Here is a 16772-nt window from a genome sequence, read left to right as displayed (position 1 = left end):
CCACGGGGCGTTGATCGTGGACAGTTTCGCCGGTGAAATCTGCCCATGAAAAAGGCGGCGGGCCGTTCAATGAACAGCGCCGCCGCCTGGGTTGACGCGTGGAAGCCTTACTGCACTTCTACCGCCAGGCTTTCACTGATCTTTTTCTGCCAGATCGCCGGGCCGGTGATGTGCACCGACTCGCCCTGGCTGTCGACGGCCACGGTGACCGGCATGTCCTTGACCTCGAACTCGTAGATCGCCTCCATGCCCAGTTCGGCGAACGCCAGGACCTTGGACTTCTTGATCGCCTGGGCCACCAGGTAGGCTGCGCCGCCGACGGCCATCAGGTACACGGCCTTGTTGTCCTTGATCGCCTCGATCGCGGTCGGACCGCGCTCGGACTTGCCGATCATGCCCAGAAGGCCGGTCTGCTCGAGGATCTGCCGGGTGAACTTGTCCATCCGCGTGGCGGTGGTCGGGCCGGCAGGGCCTACCACTTCGTCACCGACCGGATCGACCGGGCCGACGTAGTAGATGAAGCGACCCTTGAGGTCCACCGGCAGGGTTTCGCCCTTGTTCAGCATCTCGACCATGCGCTTATGCGCCGCGTCGCGACCGGTGAGCATCTTGCCATTGAGCAGCACGGTCTCGCCCGGCTTCCAGCTCTGCACGTCTTCCGGGGTCAGGGTGTCGAGGTTGACGCGACGGGCCGACGGGCCGGCTTCCCAGACGATTTCCGGGTAGGCGTCCAGCGGTGGCGCTTCCAGCGACGCCGGGCCGGAGCCGTCGAGCACGAAGTGCGCGTGGCGGGTGGCGGCGCAGTTGGGGATCATGCACACCGGCAGGGAGGCGGCGTGGGTCGGGTAATCCATGATCTTCACGTCGAGCACGGTGGTCAGGCCACCCAGGCCCTGGGCGCCGATGCCCAGTTGGTTGACCTTCTCGAACAGCTCCAGGCGCATCTCTTCGATACGGTTGGACGGGCCACGGGCCTTGAGCTCGTGGATGTCGATGGATTCCATCAACACTTCCTTGGCCATCACTGCGGCTTTCTCGGCGGTGCCGCCGATGCCGATGCCCAGCATGCCTGGCGGGCACCAGCCGGCGCCCATGGTCGGAACGGTCTTGAGCACCCAGTCGACGATCGAGTCGGACGGGTTGAGCATGGCCATTTTCGACTTGTTCTCGGAGCCGCCGCCCTTGGCCGCCACGTCCACTTCCACGGTGTTGCCCGGGACGATGGAGTAGTGGATGACCGCCGGGGTGTTGTCCTTGGTGTTTTTACGCGCGCCCGCCGGGTCGGCCAGGATCGAAGCCCGCAGGACGTTTTCCGGCAGGTTGTAAGCGCGACGCACGCCTTCGTTGATCATGTCGTCCAGGCCCATGGTCGCGCCATCCCAGCGCACGTCCATGCCTACGCGGACAAATACGGTAACGATGCCGGTGTCCTGGCAGATCGGGCGGTGGCCAGTGGCACACATGCGCGAGTTGATCAGGATTTGCGCCATGGAATCACGGGCTGCCGGCGATTTTTCGCGCAGGTAGGCCTCGTGCATCGCCTGGATGAAGTCCACGGGGTGGTAGTAGGAAATGAACTGCAGGGCGTCGGCAACGCTCTGTATCAGGTCGTCTTGCTTGATCACGGTCATGAGTCGCGCTCCTCTAAAAGACGGGAACATTTAATAAGGTGCTTGCAGCTTGGGTGCATCGGTCGGTTGCAAACACCTTCTTGAGGCACGCCGGACACACATTGGCGCGACGCTAAAAAGGCGCGGCAGTATACCGCGCCTCAGTCCCGGGCACACCCGCCAGCCGCCAAACGAAAGTCGAGCAGCGAACAGGCACTGTTCTTGCGTGAACGCGTCAGACGTAGCATTAAAACGCCACAAATTTGAATAGTTATTTTTTCGCCACGGCACTAAAGTGGCAAGTGGCCTGTAGGGTAGGAAACTCTTTAAGCCCCCTTTCGCACGGTGAGTCAACGATTGACCCATAAAGCTATTCAGCGTCTTTTAATCAAGCGTTTTGCCATTGCTGCGGGCAGTTACGCATTGATTTTGCTGTTGCTCTGGGTCGCCATCCTTACCGGACATTATTCTGCTCCGGTCAGCGCCGCGCTGATCGATACGGTCCTGGTGGTGATCAGCCAGGCCATCCTGTTTGGCCTGTTCATCAGCGGGCGCAACCTACGGTTTTCCGATCCAAGCCTTACCGAAGTGCAGGTGCTGCTGGGTATCACCTGGCAGACCTGGCTGTTGGCGCACCTGGATATCGCCCGTGGCACCTTCCTGGTGTTCTACGTGGTGCCCATGTTGTTCGGGCTCTTTCATCTTTCGCGGCGGGCCTTTACCCGCTGTGCGATGTGGATATTTATCAGTTTTGCCGCGCTCAACCTGTGGGAGGCGTATCACTTCCGGCTGGCAGACCCGCGGTTGGCGGTGTTGCAGGTGAGCGTGCTGTTCGTGGTGCTGCTGTGGCTGTGCCTGTACGCCAGCTATGTCCAGGCTTCGCGCCAGCGCATGCGACAACGGCGCTTCGCCTTGCAGGCCCACCAGGACACCTTGCGTGGCATGATGCGTCAGCTCGAGGACCTGGTGGCCACCGATGAACTGACGGGCCTGTTCAATCGACGGCACTTCCTCCGGCTCGCTTCCCGTGAGCTGCACGCCATGGGCGCCGACCAGGTGCACGGCCTGGCGCTAATCGACCTCGACCATTTCAAACGGATCAACGATATGCATGGCCATGCCGCCGGCGACCAGGTGTTACAAGCGTTTGCCGCAGTGGCCAGCGCCTGCCTGCGCGAAGGTGATGTGCTGGCTCGCTACGGCGGTGAAGAGTTTGTCCTGTTGCTGCCTGAATGCGACGCCGAGCGCTTGACCTCCTGTTGCGAGCGCCTGCGCATTGCGTTTATGGATGCCCAACTGGTTGGCTTGAAGGTGCGCGACCTCAGTCTGTCGGCGGGCATGACCCTGTTGGTGCTGGACGATGACCTCGATGATGCGCTGCAGCGTGCTGATCAGGCGCTGTATCGGGCCAAGCGCGATGGCCGCAACCGCTGCGCGGCGGCGTGGGAGCAGGCCGATGCCTGAGCTGCGGGTCGGTGAGCGGCAGTGGTCGGTGGCGGCGGGCAGTAATCTGCTGGATGCGCTGAATCAGGCCGGCATGGCGGTGCCCTACAGTTGCCGCGCCGGCAGTTGCCATGCGTGCCTGGTGCGGTGCGTCCAGGGCTTGCCCAGCGATAGCCGACCCGATGCCCTGAGCGACGAGCAGCGCCGTCTCGGCTGGCGCCTGGCCTGTCAGTGCCAGGTGAACGAGGATCTGCAGGTCGAAACCTTCGATCCCCTGCGCGATGGCCTGTCTGCCGTGGTGCAGGGGGCTGACTGGTTATCGTCCACGGTACTGCGTCTGCGGTTGCAGCCTGAGCGCAATCTGCGCTATCAGGCCGGCCAGCATCTGGTGCTGTGGACGGCCAGTGGCGTGGCGCGACCTTATTCACTGGCGAGCCTGCCCGAGGAAGACCGCTTTCTGGAGTTCCACCTCGACTGTCGCCAGCCGGGGGCATTCAGTGATGTGGCGCGTGAGCTGAAGCCGGGCGACCCGCTGCGCCTGGGGGAGCTGCGAGGAGGGGCGCTGCACTACGACCCGGATTGGCAGAGCCGGCCGCTGTGGCTGCTGGCGGCCGGCACCGGTTTGGCGCCGTTGTTCGGGGTATTGCGTGAGGCGTTGCGCCAGGATCATCGGGGCGCGATCCGGGTTATCCACCTCGCCCATGATGCCGGCGAGCATTACCTGGCCAAGCCCCTGGCGGCCCTGGCGGCGAATCATCCCAACCTCAGCGTCGAGTTGCTGACCCCGGCCGAACTGCCCTTGGCCTTGAGTCAACTGCGGCTGACGTCCCGGCAAACCCTGGCGCTGCTCTGCGGTCACCCCGACAGCGTCGACACCTTCGCCCGGCGTCTGTACCTGTCAGGCTTGCCGCGCAATCAACTGCTGGCCGACGTCTTCCTGCCGCGAGCCTGACAGGCCACGGCGTCCTTGCGGGCCAGCGCATCTATGCCTGACGCTCCCCAGCGCGCTCAAGCACCAACAGCTACCCAACGAAAAAAGCCCCGACGTTTTCACGACGGGGCTTTTGCGTTCAGCGCGTGCTGCTTAGACCATCGGGTCGCCAACGTGCAGGATCTTCATGCCATTGGTGCCGCCGGTGGTGTGGTAGCTGTCGCCCTTGGTCAGGATGACCCAGTCGCCTTTTTCTACCACGCCGAGTTTCAGCAGTTCGTCGATGGCTGCCTGGCTGACCTGCTCCGGTGGCAGGGATGCCGGGTCGAACGGCACGGTGTAGACGCCACGGAACATGGCGGCACGGGCCTGGGTCTCGCGGTGCGGGGAGAACGCGTAGATCGGGATCGAGGAACGAATGCGCGACATGATCAACGGCGTATAGCCACTTTCGGTCAAGGCGATGATCGCCTTCACGCCCGGGAAGTGGTTGGCAGTGTACATGGCGGCCAGGGCGATGCTCTGGTCGCAGCTTTCGAAGACCTTGCCGATACGGTGGCTGGAAGTCTTGCTGGTTGGATGCTTTTCAGCGCCGACGCAGATCCGCGCCATCGCTTGAACCGCTTCCAGCGGGTACGGGCCCGCGGCACTTTCAGCCGAAAGCATCACGGCGTCGGTGTAGTCGAGCACGGCGTTGGCCACGTCGGACACTTCGGCGCGGGTTGGCATCGGGTTCTGGATCATCGACTCCATCATCTGGGTCGCCACGATCACTGCCTTATTGTGGCGGCGAGCGTGGAGGATGATCTTCTTCTGGATGCCGATCAGTTCGGCGTCGCCGATTTCCACACCCAGGTCGCCACGGGCAACCATGACGGCGTCGGACGCCTTGATCAGACCATCAAGGGTCTCGTCGTCGGCTACGGCTTCGGCGCGTTCGATCTTCGCCACCAGCCAGGCGGTGCCGCCGGCTTCGTCGCGCAGTTTACGGGCGTATTCCATGTCGGCGGCGTCGCGCGGGAAGGACACGGCGAGGTAGTCGACTTCCATTTCGGCGGCGAGCTTGATGTCAGCCTTGTCTTTTTCAGTCAGGGCCGGTGCGGTCAGGCCGCCACCGCGACGGTTGATGCCTTTGTGATCCGACAGCGGGCCGCCGATGGTGACCACGCAGTTCAGTTCGGTGTCGGAGGCGGTTTCAACGCGCATCACCACACGACCGTCGTCGAGCAGCAGCTCGTCGCCGACGCCGCAATCCTTGACCAGGTCCGGGTAGTCGATACCCACGATCTGCTGGTTGCCTTCGGTCAGCGGATGCACGGTGGAGAAGGTGAAGTGATCACCGATCTTCAGCTCGATGCGCTTGTTGGCGAATTTGGCGATGCGGATCTTAGGGCCTTGCAGGTCACCCAGCAGCGCGACAAAACGCCCGTGCTTGGCCGCGAGATCGCGTACCAGCTTGGCGCGAGCCTTGTGCTCGTCGGGGGTGCCGTGGGAGAAGTTCAGACGGGCGACGTCGAGGCCCGCGAGAATCAGCTGTTCGAGAACTTCCGGCGAGTTACTGGCCGGGCCGAGGGTGGCAACGATTTTGGTACGACGAACGGACATGCAAGACTCCTAAAGTTCAAGCGCAACGAGAGGCTACTATGGTCCGAAGTTGTAGTCATTGTTCGTTTGCACTACTTATTCGTTTGTTTGTTTAAACGAACAACCTTGAAGATTTTCGCTGATGAGTCGATACACTGCACAAGACAGGAGATCCCCCATGCGCTTCGTACTCATTGCTGCCCTGGCCGTCAGTGTTGTCGGCTGTACCCGCTGGTCGATGGACCACCATTTGAACAATGCCTACCGCGCCTACGATCGCGGTAACTGCGAGAGCGTGATGCTCGAACTCAGCCAGGTCGATCGCACCAGCCGTTCGCGCCGCTATGTGCAGCCGGAAGTCTCCATGTTGCGCGGGCAATGCCTGGAGCGGCAGAAACTGTTCGTCGATGCTGCGCAGACCTATCAGTTCATCCTCACCGAGTACCCGAGCAGCGAGTATGCGTTCCGTGCCCGTGCTCGACTGGAAACCCTGCAACAGTTGGGCTACTACCCGCCGCGTACCGGCGCCCAGGTCCGCCCGGCAACCTTGTAATTATATTCGTCATACATTCCGTGGCCGGGCTTGGGCCTTGAGCTAAGATTGCGGAGTCCGCCTGGAGCTTCGCATCCGAATCGCCGGCTCTGCTGGCTGCCCGCGACCGGCGACAGCACGGACTCGGGAGAGCGACCTGCCTGCAGGTCTGCTCCGAAGCCCTAGTGCGGCCATGCTTAATGGCCTCTGCATAGCGATCTTCAGCATGCCTACCGAACGTCGGATAGAGCGGCACCAGCTGCCGTACTTTTTGAAAGTCTACAATCGACTCACCGACAAGCCTGTCGGCAGCCTGGGCAATGTCTCGCAAGACGGTTTGATGCTGATCAGCCAGTTGCCGATGATGGTGGGGGTCGATTTCGAACTGCGGGTGAAGCTTCCGGGCAACACCGGTCGAGCGCAGTTCATCGACTTCACGGCCAACTGCCTGTGGTGCCACGAAGACGTAACGCCCCACTATTACGACGCGGGTTTTGCCCTGCAGCGGGCGTCTGCCGAGTACCGGCAACTGGTGAGTGACCTGCAGCACTACTTCAGTTTCTATCCCTTGCAGGCCTCGGCCTAGCCTGCCGGCCCTGGCTCACAGGGTGCCGGCTTTCTTCCAGCTCAGGTAACGGGTCACCAGTTCCGCGCCCAGCTCGCCCGGACGGGCGTCGAGCAAGGAGACGCCGTGGGCCAGCAACCGCTCATGCAGCTCACTCCGGGCGTTCAGATAATCCACGGTACCGCAGTAGGTCAGGGCCTCGGGCAGGGTCTGCACCGGTGCTTGGCGCAGTTCGTCGAGGACTTCTTCACGCAGGCTGGCCACCAGCACCCGGTGTTGGCGGCTGATGCGCTTGACCGCCGTCAGCAGTTCTTCGTCATCTTCATCGCGCAGGTTGGTGACCAGCACCACCAGTGCCCGGCGTTTCTGCCGTGCCAGCAAGTGGCTGGCGGCGGCCTGGTAGTCGGCGGGGCGTTGGCTGCTGTCCAGGTCGTACACCGAGTTGAGCAAGACGCTGAGCTGCGCCGAGCCCTTGACCGGGGCCAGGTAGCGCGGTGCCTGGCTGGCAAAGGTGCTCAGGCCTACCGCATCGCCCTGGCGCAAGGCCACGTAACTCAGCAGCAGGCAGGCATTGAGGGCATGGTCGAAATGCGCCAGCTCGCCATCCTGGCTGCGCATGCGGCGGCCGCAGTCGAGCATGAAGATAATCTGCTGGTCGCGTTCGTCCTGGTACTCGCGGGCAATCGGCGTGCGCTGGCGGGCGGTGGCTTTCCAGTCGATCTGGCGCAGGCTGTCGCCTTCGCGAAACTCCCGCAGCTGGTTGAACTCCAGGCCCAGGCCCCGGCGTTGCAACTGGCGCACACCGAGCTGGCTTAGCCAGTTGTCCACCGCCAGCAATTGCGCGCCGTAGAGGCGGGCGAAGTCCGGGTACACGCGGGTGCTGTCGGGCAGGGGCAGGATCCGGCGCGCACTCCACAGTCCCAGGGTGCTGGGCAGGTTGAGCTCGCAGTAGGCGAAGTTGAAATGCCCACGCTTGAGCGGTCGCACTCGATAGCCGAACTGACTGTGCCGCCCGGGTTCGAGGGTCAGGCCCTGAGGCAGGTGTTCGAAGCTCAAGCCGTCCGGTACATGGTCAAAGACTTCGACGGCGCGCGGCCGCTGATAGTCGTGGTGCAGCTCCAGGCTGACTTCGCTCCAGCGCCCCAGCGGCAGGCTGCCGGGGATCTGCCGCCGCAGTCGGGGCGAGGGCAGGCGCCAGAGCAGCGCGGCATCGAGCACCGCCAGCAGCAACAAGGCCAGCAGCAGGCCCCAGGCAATCGACTGGAGGCTTGGTGGGAGGTCCAGGCCCAGGGCACCGCAGGCGCCCAGGACGATGTCCAGGCCCAGCAGCACGCCCAGCCAGATCAGCAGCAGGCGCGAAGGTTTCATCGGTTCAGATGGCTCATAGGCGTGGCGCCGGGATCTGGTCGAGCAGTTGCTTGAGCACCTGCTCCACCGACAGGCCTTCGATATCCAGTTCCGGGGCGATCCGCACCCGATGGCGCAACACCGCCAGGGCACAGCCTTTGACGTCGTCGGGAATCACGAAGTCGCCACCACGTAACAGCGCTCGCGCCCGCGCGCCGCGGACCAGGGCAATCGATGCCCGGGGGCCGGCGCCCAGGGTCAAGCCGGGCCAGGTACGGGTGGCGCGGGCCAGGCGCACGGCGTAGTCGAGCACCTGTTCGTCCAGCGGCAGGTCGCTGGCAATCCGTTGCAGGGTCAGCACGTCCTTGGCTTGCAATACGGTGCGCAGGGGTTGCACATCCAGCATGTCGGCGCGGGTCGAACGGGCGACCTGGCGCACCATGTCCAGTTCCTGCTCGGCGTCCGGGTAGTCCATGCGCAGTTTGAGCATGAAACGGTCCAGTTCGGCCTCCGGCAGCGGGTAGGTGCCTTCCTGTTCGATCGGGTTCTGGGTCGCCAGCACCATGAACGGCTGACCGATCGGCAGGGCCTGGCCTTCCAGTGTGACCTGGCGTTCCTGCATGGCTTCGAGCAGCGCGGCCTGGGTCTTGGCCGGTGCGCGGTTGATCTCGTCCGCGAGCAACAGGTTGGTGAACAGCGGACCCTTGCGCAGCTTGAACTGCTCGGTCTGCATGTCGTACACCGCGTGCCCGGTGACGTCGCTGGGCATCAGGTCCGGGGTGAACTGGATGCGCGCGAACTCACCGCCAAAGCAGCGAGCCAGGGCGCGCACCAGCAAGGTCTTGCCCAGGCCCGGCACGCCTTCGAGCAGTACATGGCCGCCGGCAATCAGCGCCGTGAGCACGTCGTCGATCACCGCGTCCTGGCCGATCACGACTTTTTGCAGTTCCTGGCGTACGGCCTGGGCCAATTGGCTGGCGCGCTGGCGCTGCTCGGCCAGATGTTGTTCGGCAGGGAGGGCGTCAGTGGATGGAAGCGGGTCTTCGGGAAGTTCGCTCATAGGGCATTCCTGAGAGTTTGCAGGTGGGCGACCAGGCGGCTGAAATCGGCGCTGGAGTGGCGCTGCCCGCTGCCTGACGGCAGCGCCTGGCTGATGGCATCGATAGGTTGCTGGGTCAGGCGCGCGAGCACCTGGCACTGTTGTTCGGTGTCGAGGCGTTCAAACCCCGGGTGCCGGCGACGGGCGCGGCGCTGGATGTCCAGGCGCAGGGCCTTGAGCAGGGCGCCCTGGCCGCCATGGCGCAACAGGAAGTCGGCGCTGGCGCGCAGGTGTTCGCGCAACTGGCGCCGCGCCTTGGGCGGAGGTGCCTGCAGCGGGCCGTGGCGTACGCCGACATGCCACAGCCAGAGGCCGATCAGCGCCGCCAGGGCCACCAGGGCTTGGGGGAAGTACCGTAGCAGTAGCTGCCAGAGACCGTCGTGGTGGGTGTCGAATAACAGGGTGACGGTGCTGTCGGTGCTCAAATACCACAGCAGCCAGGCGTTGTCGTAACGGCCGATCTGGGTGTTTTTCCAGATTTCGGCGTCCGTCAGCACCGTCACCGTGCCGCTGCCGTAGGACAGTTGCATCATGTGGGTGGCGACGCCGCTGTTGGCCCAGGATCGCGCCAGGTCGTGAGGGTCATCGAGATCAAAGTCATTGTCGAAGCTGAAGTAGGCCGGCGCTTTTTCATCTTCCAGGTACAGCTTGGTCAACTTCGGGAAGTCTTCTTTTTCTTCAGGTTCCTGCGGCTGCGGCGGGTGTTCCTGATCGGCGCTCATAAATTGATGAATTCGCAGCCGGTCCAGCAGCAGGTCGCCGCTTTTTTCGGTTTTTTCGTCCCACAGCGCCTCGGCGACCAGCACCAGGCGCCCGCCGGCGCGGGTCCAGTTCAGCACCTGGCGAACCTGGCGTGGGGTCATGTTCGAGCGCTCCCCCAGCATCAGCAGGGTTTGGCCGTGGGACTCCAGGGTCGGCAGTATTTCCAGGCCATCGGCGTGCTGGACCTTGAGTCCGCGCTGCTGCAGAAACTGCTCGGCGGCCAGGTAAGGGTTGGCCAGGGCCTCGGGGGAGGGGCCGTGGTCGATGACTTCCTGGTAGGGCACCGCGTTGCGATAAATGACGTAAGCGACCCCGGCGACCAGTACGCACAGCACCAGGCCCAGGGCCCACGGCAAGCCACGCTTCATGGTCGCACCTGCGGCTCGAATAGCGCCCGCCAGGCGTCGCACAGTTCCTGTTGCAGGTGCGCCGCCGGCAGTCGGTGGCCATAGGCGAGGTTTTGCCAGTGTTGGGTCAGGCTGCTGCTGAACGCCAGCAGGGCCGGTTGCTGCAAGCCCCGGATCCGTTCCAGGACCTGGCCTTCAGTGTCGGCGGCCTTGAGTGGCAACTGGTAGTCATGCAGCAAGCGGTTGAGCAGGGCCCGGTACAGCAGGCCCAGGGCTTCCCGGGGCTGGCTCTGCCACAGCTGTGCGGCACTGGCGGCGATGTCTTCGGGCAGGGTTTCGCTGGCGACATCCAGCCCGAACAACTGGGTCGGCTGGGGCCTCGGGATTTTTTTCCGTGGCTGGGGGCGCCGGCTGACAAACGCTTGCAACCACTCGCGGTAGCGCCAGATCACCAGGGCGATCGTGCCCAGGACCACGGCCCAGAGAAAGACTTCCAGACCCTTGGCAATGCTGGCGAAGGTGCCGCCGTCCAGGTTACCCAGCAGCTTCTTCAACCAGCTCGGCGGTTTACCCGACTGGGTGCCTGGCTTGGGTTCGTCGCCGAAGCGGTAGCGGGTCACCGATTCCGGATTCTTGAACGGCGGTTTTTCCAGGATTGCCTGGATGCCATCTTTTGACGCCTGGCTGTTCAGCGCCTGGTTGCGCAGGCGCAGATGGGTCGAGGGGTCGACCTCTGCGGCGGCCCAGACGTCTTGATGCAGCGGGACCAGCGTCAGGCCCACCAGCAACAGCAGCGCCGCCACGCTGCTCAGGCGTTGGCGCAGGCGGCGGAACACCAGCTCCAGGTCCCAGGCCTCCAGCTCGGTACGGCGGTTGAGATAAAGGCTGAAACCGCAGGCGACGTAGATCGGTTCCCAGGCAATCAGCACCAGCGCGTAGAAGGCATTGGTCAGGTGCTCCAGCCATAACCAGTCCTGCTGGGCAGCCGCGACCAGGGTTTTCTGCCAGTCCCAGTCGAGTTCGATCTGCTGCGGCAGCATCAGGTAGAACAGCACCATCAGGCCGATCCACAGCGCGCCTTCAAGGTGTACACCGATCAGGGTCAGCCAGCGCGCGGCGCCGGCATTTTTTTGCAGCAGAACGTTGAGTCGTTGCTGGCGCGCCTCACCGCTCAGGCCTTCGAGCTGCACTACCGGCATCACGAAACTGCGGCTCATGCTCAAGCGGCGCCAGGTCAGGCTCGCCAGCAGTTGTGGCTTGAGCAGGCGCGGCCATTGGCGCAGCGCCTGGCCCAGGGTCGGGGTTTCGCCGAACAGGGCCTTGGACAGAATAAACAGCGGCAGCCGGTCGAAGGCCGGTTTCAACCACCAGAACAGCAGCAGGGCCCATGAGGGCGACTGCCACAGCAGCAGGCTGAGCAAGGCAAAGACCGGCAGGGTGACGATGGCCCAACTGGTCATCAGCAGCCGACGATGCTGCTGGCTCAGCAGCACGCCCAGGTCCATGGCTTCCCAGGGCGTGCGCGGGCGGATCGCCACACTTGAGTCACTCAGGCGCATGGGCGGTACGTCCGGCAAAAATCAGATAAAGCGCCACCAGCGTCCACAGGGCTGCGCCCACCAGGTATTTGATCCAGGGCGCGGGCCAGGTCAGGGAGGACCAATAGGCTTCAATAAAGGCGGCGATCAATAAAAACAGCATCACTCCACAGACCAGTTGCACGCTCTTGCGCGAGGCTTGCAGCAGCGCTTCGCCCCGGGGCAGACGCCCGGGGGCGATCAGCGCCCAGCCCAGTTGCAGGCCTGCCGCGCCGGCCAGGGCAATGGCCGTGAGCTCGAAGGCTCCATGGCCGATGACAAACGACCAGAAGGTCTGTCCGGAGCCGATTTGCGTCAGGTGGCCGGCAATGGCGCCAATCATCAAACCGTTGAAGAACAGGAAGAACACGCTGCCCAGGCCGAACAGCAGCCCGCTGGCGAAGGTCTGAAAGGCAATGCCGATGTTGTTCATGATGTAGTAGCCGAACATCACCCAGTCTTCACTTGAGGCGCGCGCGGCATCTCGGCCCAGGCGGCTGGAGTCGGGGTCGTACATGCTCTGCATGGCGCCCACCTGCTCCGGGCTTACCAGGCTGTAGACCAGGTCGGGAAACAGATAGACCAGCAGGCCGAAGCCCAGCAGGCTGCCGAAGAACAGCAGGCCGGCAGCCAGCACGAAGCGCCATTGTTCGCGCACCAGGCGTGGAAACCCGGCGAGTACGAAACCCAGCACCTTGGCGCTCAAAGGCGTGCGTTGCCGGTACAGCTGTTGATGGCCGCGCAGCGCCAATTGTTGCAGCGGGTCGATCAGGTAGCTGCTGTAGCCGCGCTCTTGGGCCAACGCCAGGTGTTGGCACAAGCGGCGGTAGTCCTGGGGGAAACTCAGGCAGTCTTCGGCCTTGGCCTGGCGGCGCTCCAGTTGCTCCAGCAGTTGGCTGAAACGCTGCCACTCGGGTTGATGGCGACTTTCGAACAGGCTTTGCTTCATGTCGGCCCCAAAAAGCCACGGGCGATGCCGTTGAGCTCGGCCTTGGCCTGGTTAATGGGAACCTGCAGGGGCTGGGCGAGAATCGCCGCCAGCTCGTCGATTCGTTCTGCCGACAGTTGGCTCTGGCGTTCGGCGAAACCGAGGATTGCCCGCTGCTCATCGAGCTTGAGGGCGAAAGGTGCGCGTCTGGGTTCAGCCTCGGGCAATGCCGGGCGGTCCAGGGTGCGCTCGCGATAGATCACCAGGGTACCGGCGGCCAGGTCGCCGAGGCGCTTGAAGGTCGGGTGCTGCAGGCAACTGATGGCGCCGAGGAAATAGCCAAATGGCAACATGTCGGCAAACCGCAACAGGTTGCGGGTCAGGGACGGGCCCCAGCCGATGGGCGTGCCGTCATCCTGCACGACCCTGAGCCCCATCAGCATCTTGCCGGGCGAGCGACCTTGGTTGAGCACCTCGAACAGCACCATGTACCACCAACTGATCAGGAACAGCAGGAGCGAACCCAGGCCCATGCCCAGCTTGCCGAGAAACGCCAGGGCAATGAACAGCACGCCGAGGATCGCCCCGCGAAACCCCAGGTCGATGGCAAAGGCCATGGCACGCGACATCAACCCGGCCGGGCGCAGCGGCAAGTCGATGCCTTCCGGCGTCTCGACCTGGTACCGCGTATCCAGTGGCGGGTGCAGCGGTGCTTTCCGTGGCAGTGCTGTGGTCTCTGGCATGGGCAACGGGTGGCTGGCCTGGTTGAGAAAAAAATCCAGGGCAGATGCTAGCAGTGTCGGGGGGGCGAACGACATCACTAACTGTCGCGATGACGCATCGGGTAACCGATCTGGTGCAAGATCGCTGGCCGCGGCGGCTGCCTAGCGCCTAGACTTTGCCGGTCTTCAGTTCAGGAACAGCCCGTGACCTCCATCTTCTGGTACGACTACGAAACCACTGGCATCAACCCGCGCTGCGACCGGCCGCTGCAAGTGGCGGGTATTCGCACCGACCATGAACTCAACGAGATCGGCGAGGCGGTCAACCTCTACTGCCAGCCCAGCGACGATATCCTGCCCCATCCTGCGGCCTGCATGATCACCGGCATTACCCCCGGCCGCCTGGCTGCAGAGGGGTTGAGCGAAGCCGATTTCATGACTCGGGTCCATGCCCAGCTGGCCCAGCCCGGCACCTGTGGCTCGGGCTACAACACCTTGCGTTTCGACGACGAGATGACCCGCTACAGCCTGTACCGCAACTTCTTCGACCCGTACGCCCGCGAGTGGCAGGGCGGCAACAGCCGCTGGGATCTGATCGATGTGGCGCGTGCGGCCTATGCCTTGCGTCCGCAAGGCATCGTCTGGCCCGAGGAAGAGGGGCGGGTGAGCCTCAAGCTCGAGCGTCTGACCGCTGCCAACGGCATCGACCATGGCCAGGCCCACGACGCACTCTCCGATGTGCGCGCCACCATCGCCCTGGGGCGGCTGATCCGCGAGAAGCAGCCCAAGCTGTTTGACTGGCTGTTTCAACTGCGCAGCAAGCAACGGGTGATGGACCAGATCCGCCTGTTGCAGCCGATGGTGCATATCTCCGGGCGGTTCTCGGCGGCACGCAGTTACCTCGGCGTGGTGCTGCCCCTGGCCTGGCACCCGCGCAATCGCAATGCGCTGATTGTCTGTGACCTGCACCTCGATCCCCAGGGGTTGCTTGACCAGGATGCGGAGTCATTGCGCCAGCGCTTGTACACCCGCCGTGACGAGTTGGAGGAGGGCGAGTTGCCGGTGCCACTCAAGCTTATTCATATCAACCGCTGTCCGGTGGTGGCGCCACTGAATGTATTGCGCCCACAGGACCAGCAGCGCCTGCAACTGGACATGGAGCTTTATCAGGTGCGCGCGCAGCAGCTGAGCGCGGGCCAGGAAGTTTGGCGCGAGAAACTTCAGGCGATCTATGCAGCTGAAGACTTTGCGGCCACAGAGGATCCGGAGCAGCAGTTATACGACGGGTTTATTGGTGATCGTGATCGTCGACTGTGCGAGCAAGTACGCCTGGCCGACCCTGTCGACTTGGCTCAAGCGCATTGGCCATTCGATGATGGACGCCTGCCGGAATTATTATTCCGTTACCGAGCGCGCAACTTCATCGAGACATTGAACAAGCAAGAGCAAGAGCACTGGAAAACATTTTGTCAGCAGCGCCTACTCGACCCGAAATACGGGGCGCCCAATACCCTTGAGGCTTTTAACGCGGCCTGTGCACAGTCCTTATTAAACGCCACGCCGGCGCAGAAAGCGGTACTCAATGAATGGCAGGATTATGCGCGTTCATTAAGCGTCCGGCTGGGTATTTGAACGGGCTTACTGCGCACCCTGGTTAAATTCCAGGAATAAAAAAACGCCAGCTGACTGGCGTTTTTTTACGGGTCACCAATTTCTGGTGCCGGCGCTATGGCTTAACCCAGCAGGGTTGCCCAGCCTTCAACTACGTCGCCGCCCCACTTGGCTTTCCACTCTTTCAGGGTCTTGTGGTTGCCACCTTTGGTTTCGATGACTTCGCCGTTGTGCGGGTTTTTGTACTGTTTAACTTTGCGAGCACGTTTGGTGCCGGTAGTTTTTACAGCAGCGCGTGGCGCTTTAACTTTGGACTCTGGATCGAGCAGGGCGATGATGTCACGCAGCGACTTGGAGTACTCGCCCATCAGGGTGCGCAGTTTGCCTTCAAATTCCAGTTCGGTTTGCAGTTTGTCGTCTTGGGACAGATTCTTCAAACGGGCCTGGAGCTCTTTGATGGCTTCTTCTGTGGCACGGTATTCGTTGATCAGGGACATGGAAACTACCTTATTTGGGCGCGAGTGGCGGGGTACAGTGTCGTAATAATAGTCAGGCAGTTTCAGCAAGTAAACATTAAAGAGGGCTTTTGTTTAATTTGTTTAAAGTGTCGGCTCGAAAAAAAAGCCGTGCAGTTAAATACTGTGATGGGCCTCTCACAGATATTCACAAACTCAGTCACGGACTATTTGCAACTAGGTCTGTGACAGAACCCGGCAGTCAGTTTTTCCAGGGTGTTAGTGAGCCCGGCGGTGCCTGGAGACGATTGAGGCGTAACGGATACTGCAGTTTTGCCGCGTAATGGCTAGAATGGCGGCCTTTGCGAAGTTCTGGAGTTTCCCCCTCATGCGCACTTTTCGGTTGGTGATTTCTTGCCCGGACCGCGTTGGCATTGTCGCCAAAGTCAGTAACTTTCTGGCCTCCCATAACGGCTGGATCACCGAAGCGAGCCACCACTCGGACAACCTCAGTGGCTGGTTCTTCATGCGTCACGAGATTCGTGCCGATTCGTTGCCCTTTGGTATCGAAGCATTGCGCGAGGCGTTCAAGCCGATTGCCGAAGAGTTCTCGATGGACTGGCGCATCACCGACACCGCACAGAAGAAGCGCGTGGTGTTGATGGCCAGCCGTGAGTCCCATTGCCTGGCGGACTTGCTGCATCGCTGGCACAGCGACGAGCTTGATTGCGAGATCTCCTGCGTGATCTCCAACCATGACGACCTGCGCAGCATGGTCGAGTGGCACGGCATTCCTTATTACCACGTACCGGTTAATCCACAGGACAAGCAACCGGCTTTCGCCGAAGTCTCGCGCCTGGTCAAGCATCACGATGCAGAAGTGGTGGTCTTGGCGCGCTACATGCAAATCCTGCCGCCATCCCTGTGCAGCGAGTACGCGCACAAAGTGATCAACATTCACCACAGCTTCCTGCCGTCCTTCGTCGGTGCCAAACCCTACCACCAGGCGTCGCTGCGCGGGGTCAAGTTGATCGGTGCGACCTGTCACTACGTGACCGAAGAGCTGGATGCCGGCCCGATCATCGAGCAGGACGTGGTGCGCGTCAGCCACAGCGACAGCATTGAAGACATGGTGCGTTTCGGCCGTGACGTCGAGAAGATGGTCCTGGCCCGTGGCCTGCGTTATCACCTGGAAGACCGGGTCCTGGTGCATGGCAACAAGACCGTGGTGTTCTGATTGAAAAGGGGGGGCGGGCGTT

15 protein-coding genes are annotated in these 16772 nt (G+C 62.6%); 6 read left to right on the top strand and 9 right to left on the bottom strand.

The genetic code is table 11. The annotated features are described in order from the left end of the window. Window positions 1-107: 107 nt before the first annotated feature. Window positions 108-1631 (bottom strand): fumarate hydratase, encoded by a 1524-nt coding sequence (locus JFU57_RS00315; RefSeq protein ID WP_201127574.1) that lies wholly within the window; start codon window positions 1629-1631, stop codon window positions 108-110. 336 nt (window positions 1632-1967) lie between these two features. Between JFU57_RS00315 and JFU57_RS00310 the strand changes: the two genes are divergently transcribed. Both JFU57_RS00310 and JFU57_RS00305 read left to right on the top strand, forming a co-directional pair. After that, entirely contained in the window at window positions 1968-3074 is a 1107-nt protein-coding gene (locus JFU57_RS00310; RefSeq protein ID WP_078471882.1) for a GGDEF domain-containing protein, read from the top strand. Further along, window positions 3067-4005, top strand: a complete 939-nt coding sequence (locus JFU57_RS00305) for an iron-sulfur-binding ferredoxin reductase (RefSeq protein WP_201127572.1) — start codon at window positions 3067-3069, stop codon at window positions 4003-4005. Before JFU57_RS00310 ends, JFU57_RS00305 begins: the two co-directional genes overlap by 8 nt. A gap of 132 nt (window positions 4006-4137) precedes the next feature. Here JFU57_RS00305 and pyk read toward each other — a convergent pair whose 3' ends face one another. Beyond that, a complete protein-coding gene (gene pyk / locus JFU57_RS00300; protein WP_078471880.1) occupies window positions 4138-5589 on the bottom strand; it encodes a pyruvate kinase in 1452 nt (483 codons plus the stop codon). Window positions 5590-5746: 157 nt separating this feature from the next. Here pyk and JFU57_RS00295 point away from each other — a divergent pair, with 157 nt between their 5' ends. Both JFU57_RS00295 and JFU57_RS00290 read left to right on the top strand, forming a co-directional pair. Continuing rightward, window positions 5747-6121: a tetratricopeptide repeat protein gene (locus tag JFU57_RS00295; protein ID WP_078471879.1), complete on the top strand. Its 375-nt coding sequence runs from the start codon at window positions 5747-5749 to the stop codon at window positions 6119-6121. Between the two features lie 205 nt (window positions 6122-6326). Further along, window positions 6327-6686: a PilZ domain-containing protein gene (locus tag JFU57_RS00290; protein ID WP_078471878.1), complete on the top strand. Its 360-nt coding sequence runs from the start codon at window positions 6327-6329 to the stop codon at window positions 6684-6686. A 15-nt stretch (window positions 6687-6701) separates the two neighbouring features. Here the strand turns inward: JFU57_RS00290 and JFU57_RS00285 are convergent, their stop codons facing one another. The 6 genes from JFU57_RS00285 to JFU57_RS00260 are packed head-to-tail and all read right to left on the bottom strand — an operon-like array spanning window position 6702 to window position 13468. Beyond that, entirely contained in the window at window positions 6702-8033 is a 1332-nt protein-coding gene (locus JFU57_RS00285; protein WP_201127570.1) for a DUF58 domain-containing protein, read from the bottom strand. A 13-nt stretch (window positions 8034-8046) separates the two neighbouring features. Further along, window positions 8047-9072 (bottom strand): AAA family ATPase, encoded by a 1026-nt coding sequence (locus JFU57_RS00280; RefSeq protein ID WP_201127568.1) that lies wholly within the window; start codon window positions 9070-9072, stop codon window positions 8047-8049. Then, complete coding sequence (locus JFU57_RS00275) at window positions 9069-10241, bottom strand: DUF4350 domain-containing protein (RefSeq protein WP_201127566.1); 1173 nt, start codon at window positions 10239-10241, stop codon at window positions 9069-9071. The genes JFU57_RS00280 and JFU57_RS00275 overlap by 4 nt, the downstream gene beginning before the upstream one ends. Further along, the gene (locus JFU57_RS00270) at window positions 10238-11779 is read right to left on the bottom strand and encodes a DUF4129 domain-containing protein (RefSeq protein WP_201127563.1); all 1542 of its coding nucleotides are present in this window, start codon (window positions 11777-11779) and stop codon (window positions 10238-10240) included. Before JFU57_RS00270 ends, JFU57_RS00275 begins: the two co-directional genes overlap by 4 nt. Then, window positions 11766-12746, bottom strand: a complete 981-nt coding sequence (locus tag JFU57_RS00265) for a stage II sporulation protein M (protein WP_201127561.1) — start codon at window positions 12744-12746, stop codon at window positions 11766-11768. Before JFU57_RS00265 ends, JFU57_RS00270 begins: the two co-directional genes overlap by 14 nt. Beyond that, the gene (locus JFU57_RS00260; RefSeq protein WP_078471873.1) at window positions 12743-13468 is read right to left on the bottom strand and encodes an RDD family protein; all 726 of its coding nucleotides are present in this window, start codon (window positions 13466-13468) and stop codon (window positions 12743-12745) included. Before JFU57_RS00260 ends, JFU57_RS00265 begins: the two co-directional genes overlap by 4 nt. A gap of 183 nt (window positions 13469-13651) precedes the next feature. Between JFU57_RS00260 and sbcB the strand changes: the two genes are divergently transcribed. Beyond that, on the top strand, window positions 13652-15079 hold the full coding sequence (gene sbcB / locus JFU57_RS00255) for an exodeoxyribonuclease I (RefSeq protein WP_201127559.1): 1428 nt from the start codon (window positions 13652-13654) through the stop codon (window positions 15077-15079). A 101-nt stretch (window positions 15080-15180) separates the two neighbouring features. On the opposite strand, the gene mvaT is transcribed toward sbcB, so the two are convergent. After that, window positions 15181-15555: a histone-like nucleoid-structuring protein MvaT gene (gene mvaT / locus JFU57_RS00250; protein WP_078471871.1), complete on the bottom strand. Its 375-nt coding sequence runs from the start codon at window positions 15553-15555 to the stop codon at window positions 15181-15183. A gap of 346 nt (window positions 15556-15901) precedes the next feature. On the opposite strand from mvaT, the gene purU reads away from it, so the two are divergent. Continuing rightward, complete coding sequence (gene purU, locus JFU57_RS00245; protein WP_020297238.1) at window positions 15902-16750, top strand: formyltetrahydrofolate deformylase; 849 nt, start codon at window positions 15902-15904, stop codon at window positions 16748-16750. The last annotated feature ends 22 nt before the right edge of the window (window positions 16751-16772 follow it).

Origin of the sequence: Pseudomonas sp. TH07 (assembly GCF_016651285.1) — a bacterium.
Taxonomy (GTDB): domain Bacteria; phylum Pseudomonadota; class Gammaproteobacteria; order Pseudomonadales; family Pseudomonadaceae; genus Aquipseudomonas.
Note: the sequence above shows the minus strand (reverse complement) of the source record. Positions and strands in the feature narration are given on the sequence as shown.

What these genes read in the sequence shown, in the direction of transcription:
- JFU57_RS00315 (WP_201127574.1), bottom strand. Translation starts at nt 1,631, where the DNA reads ATGACCGTGATCAAGCAAGACGACCTGATACAGAGCGTTGCCGACGCC.
- JFU57_RS00260 (WP_078471873.1), bottom strand. Translation starts at nt 13,468, where the DNA reads ATGCCAGAGACCACAGCACTGCCACGGAAAGCACCGCTGCACCCGCCA.
- JFU57_RS00275 (WP_201127566.1), bottom strand. Translation starts at nt 10,241, where the DNA reads ATGAAGCGTGGCTTGCCGTGGGCCCTGGGCCTGGTGCTGTGCGTACTG.
- JFU57_RS00280 (WP_201127568.1), bottom strand. Translation starts at nt 9,072, where the DNA reads ATGAGCGAACTTCCCGAAGACCCGCTTCCATCCACTGACGCCCTCCCT.
- JFU57_RS00285 (WP_201127570.1), bottom strand. Translation starts at nt 8,033, where the DNA reads ATGAAACCTTCGCGCCTGCTGCTGATCTGGCTGGGCGTGCTGCTGGGC.
- JFU57_RS00295 (WP_078471879.1), top strand. Translation starts at nt 5,747, where the DNA reads ATGCGCTTCGTACTCATTGCTGCCCTGGCCGTCAGTGTTGTCGGCTGT.
- JFU57_RS00265 (WP_201127561.1), bottom strand. Translation starts at nt 12,746, where the DNA reads ATGAAGCAAAGCCTGTTCGAAAGTCGCCATCAACCCGAGTGGCAGCGT.
- JFU57_RS00290 (WP_078471878.1), top strand. Translation starts at nt 6,327, where the DNA reads ATGCCTACCGAACGTCGGATAGAGCGGCACCAGCTGCCGTACTTTTTG.
- mvaT (WP_078471871.1), bottom strand. Translation starts at nt 15,555, where the DNA reads ATGTCCCTGATCAACGAATACCGTGCCACAGAAGAAGCCATCAAAGAG.
- purU (WP_020297238.1), top strand. Translation starts at nt 15,902, where the DNA reads ATGCGCACTTTTCGGTTGGTGATTTCTTGCCCGGACCGCGTTGGCATT.
- JFU57_RS00305 (WP_201127572.1), top strand. Translation starts at nt 3,067, where the DNA reads ATGCCTGAGCTGCGGGTCGGTGAGCGGCAGTGGTCGGTGGCGGCGGGC.
- JFU57_RS00270 (WP_201127563.1), bottom strand. Translation starts at nt 11,779, where the DNA reads ATGCGCCTGAGTGACTCAAGTGTGGCGATCCGCCCGCGCACGCCCTGG.
- pyk (WP_078471880.1), bottom strand. Translation starts at nt 5,589, where the DNA reads ATGTCCGTTCGTCGTACCAAAATCGTTGCCACCCTCGGCCCGGCCAGT.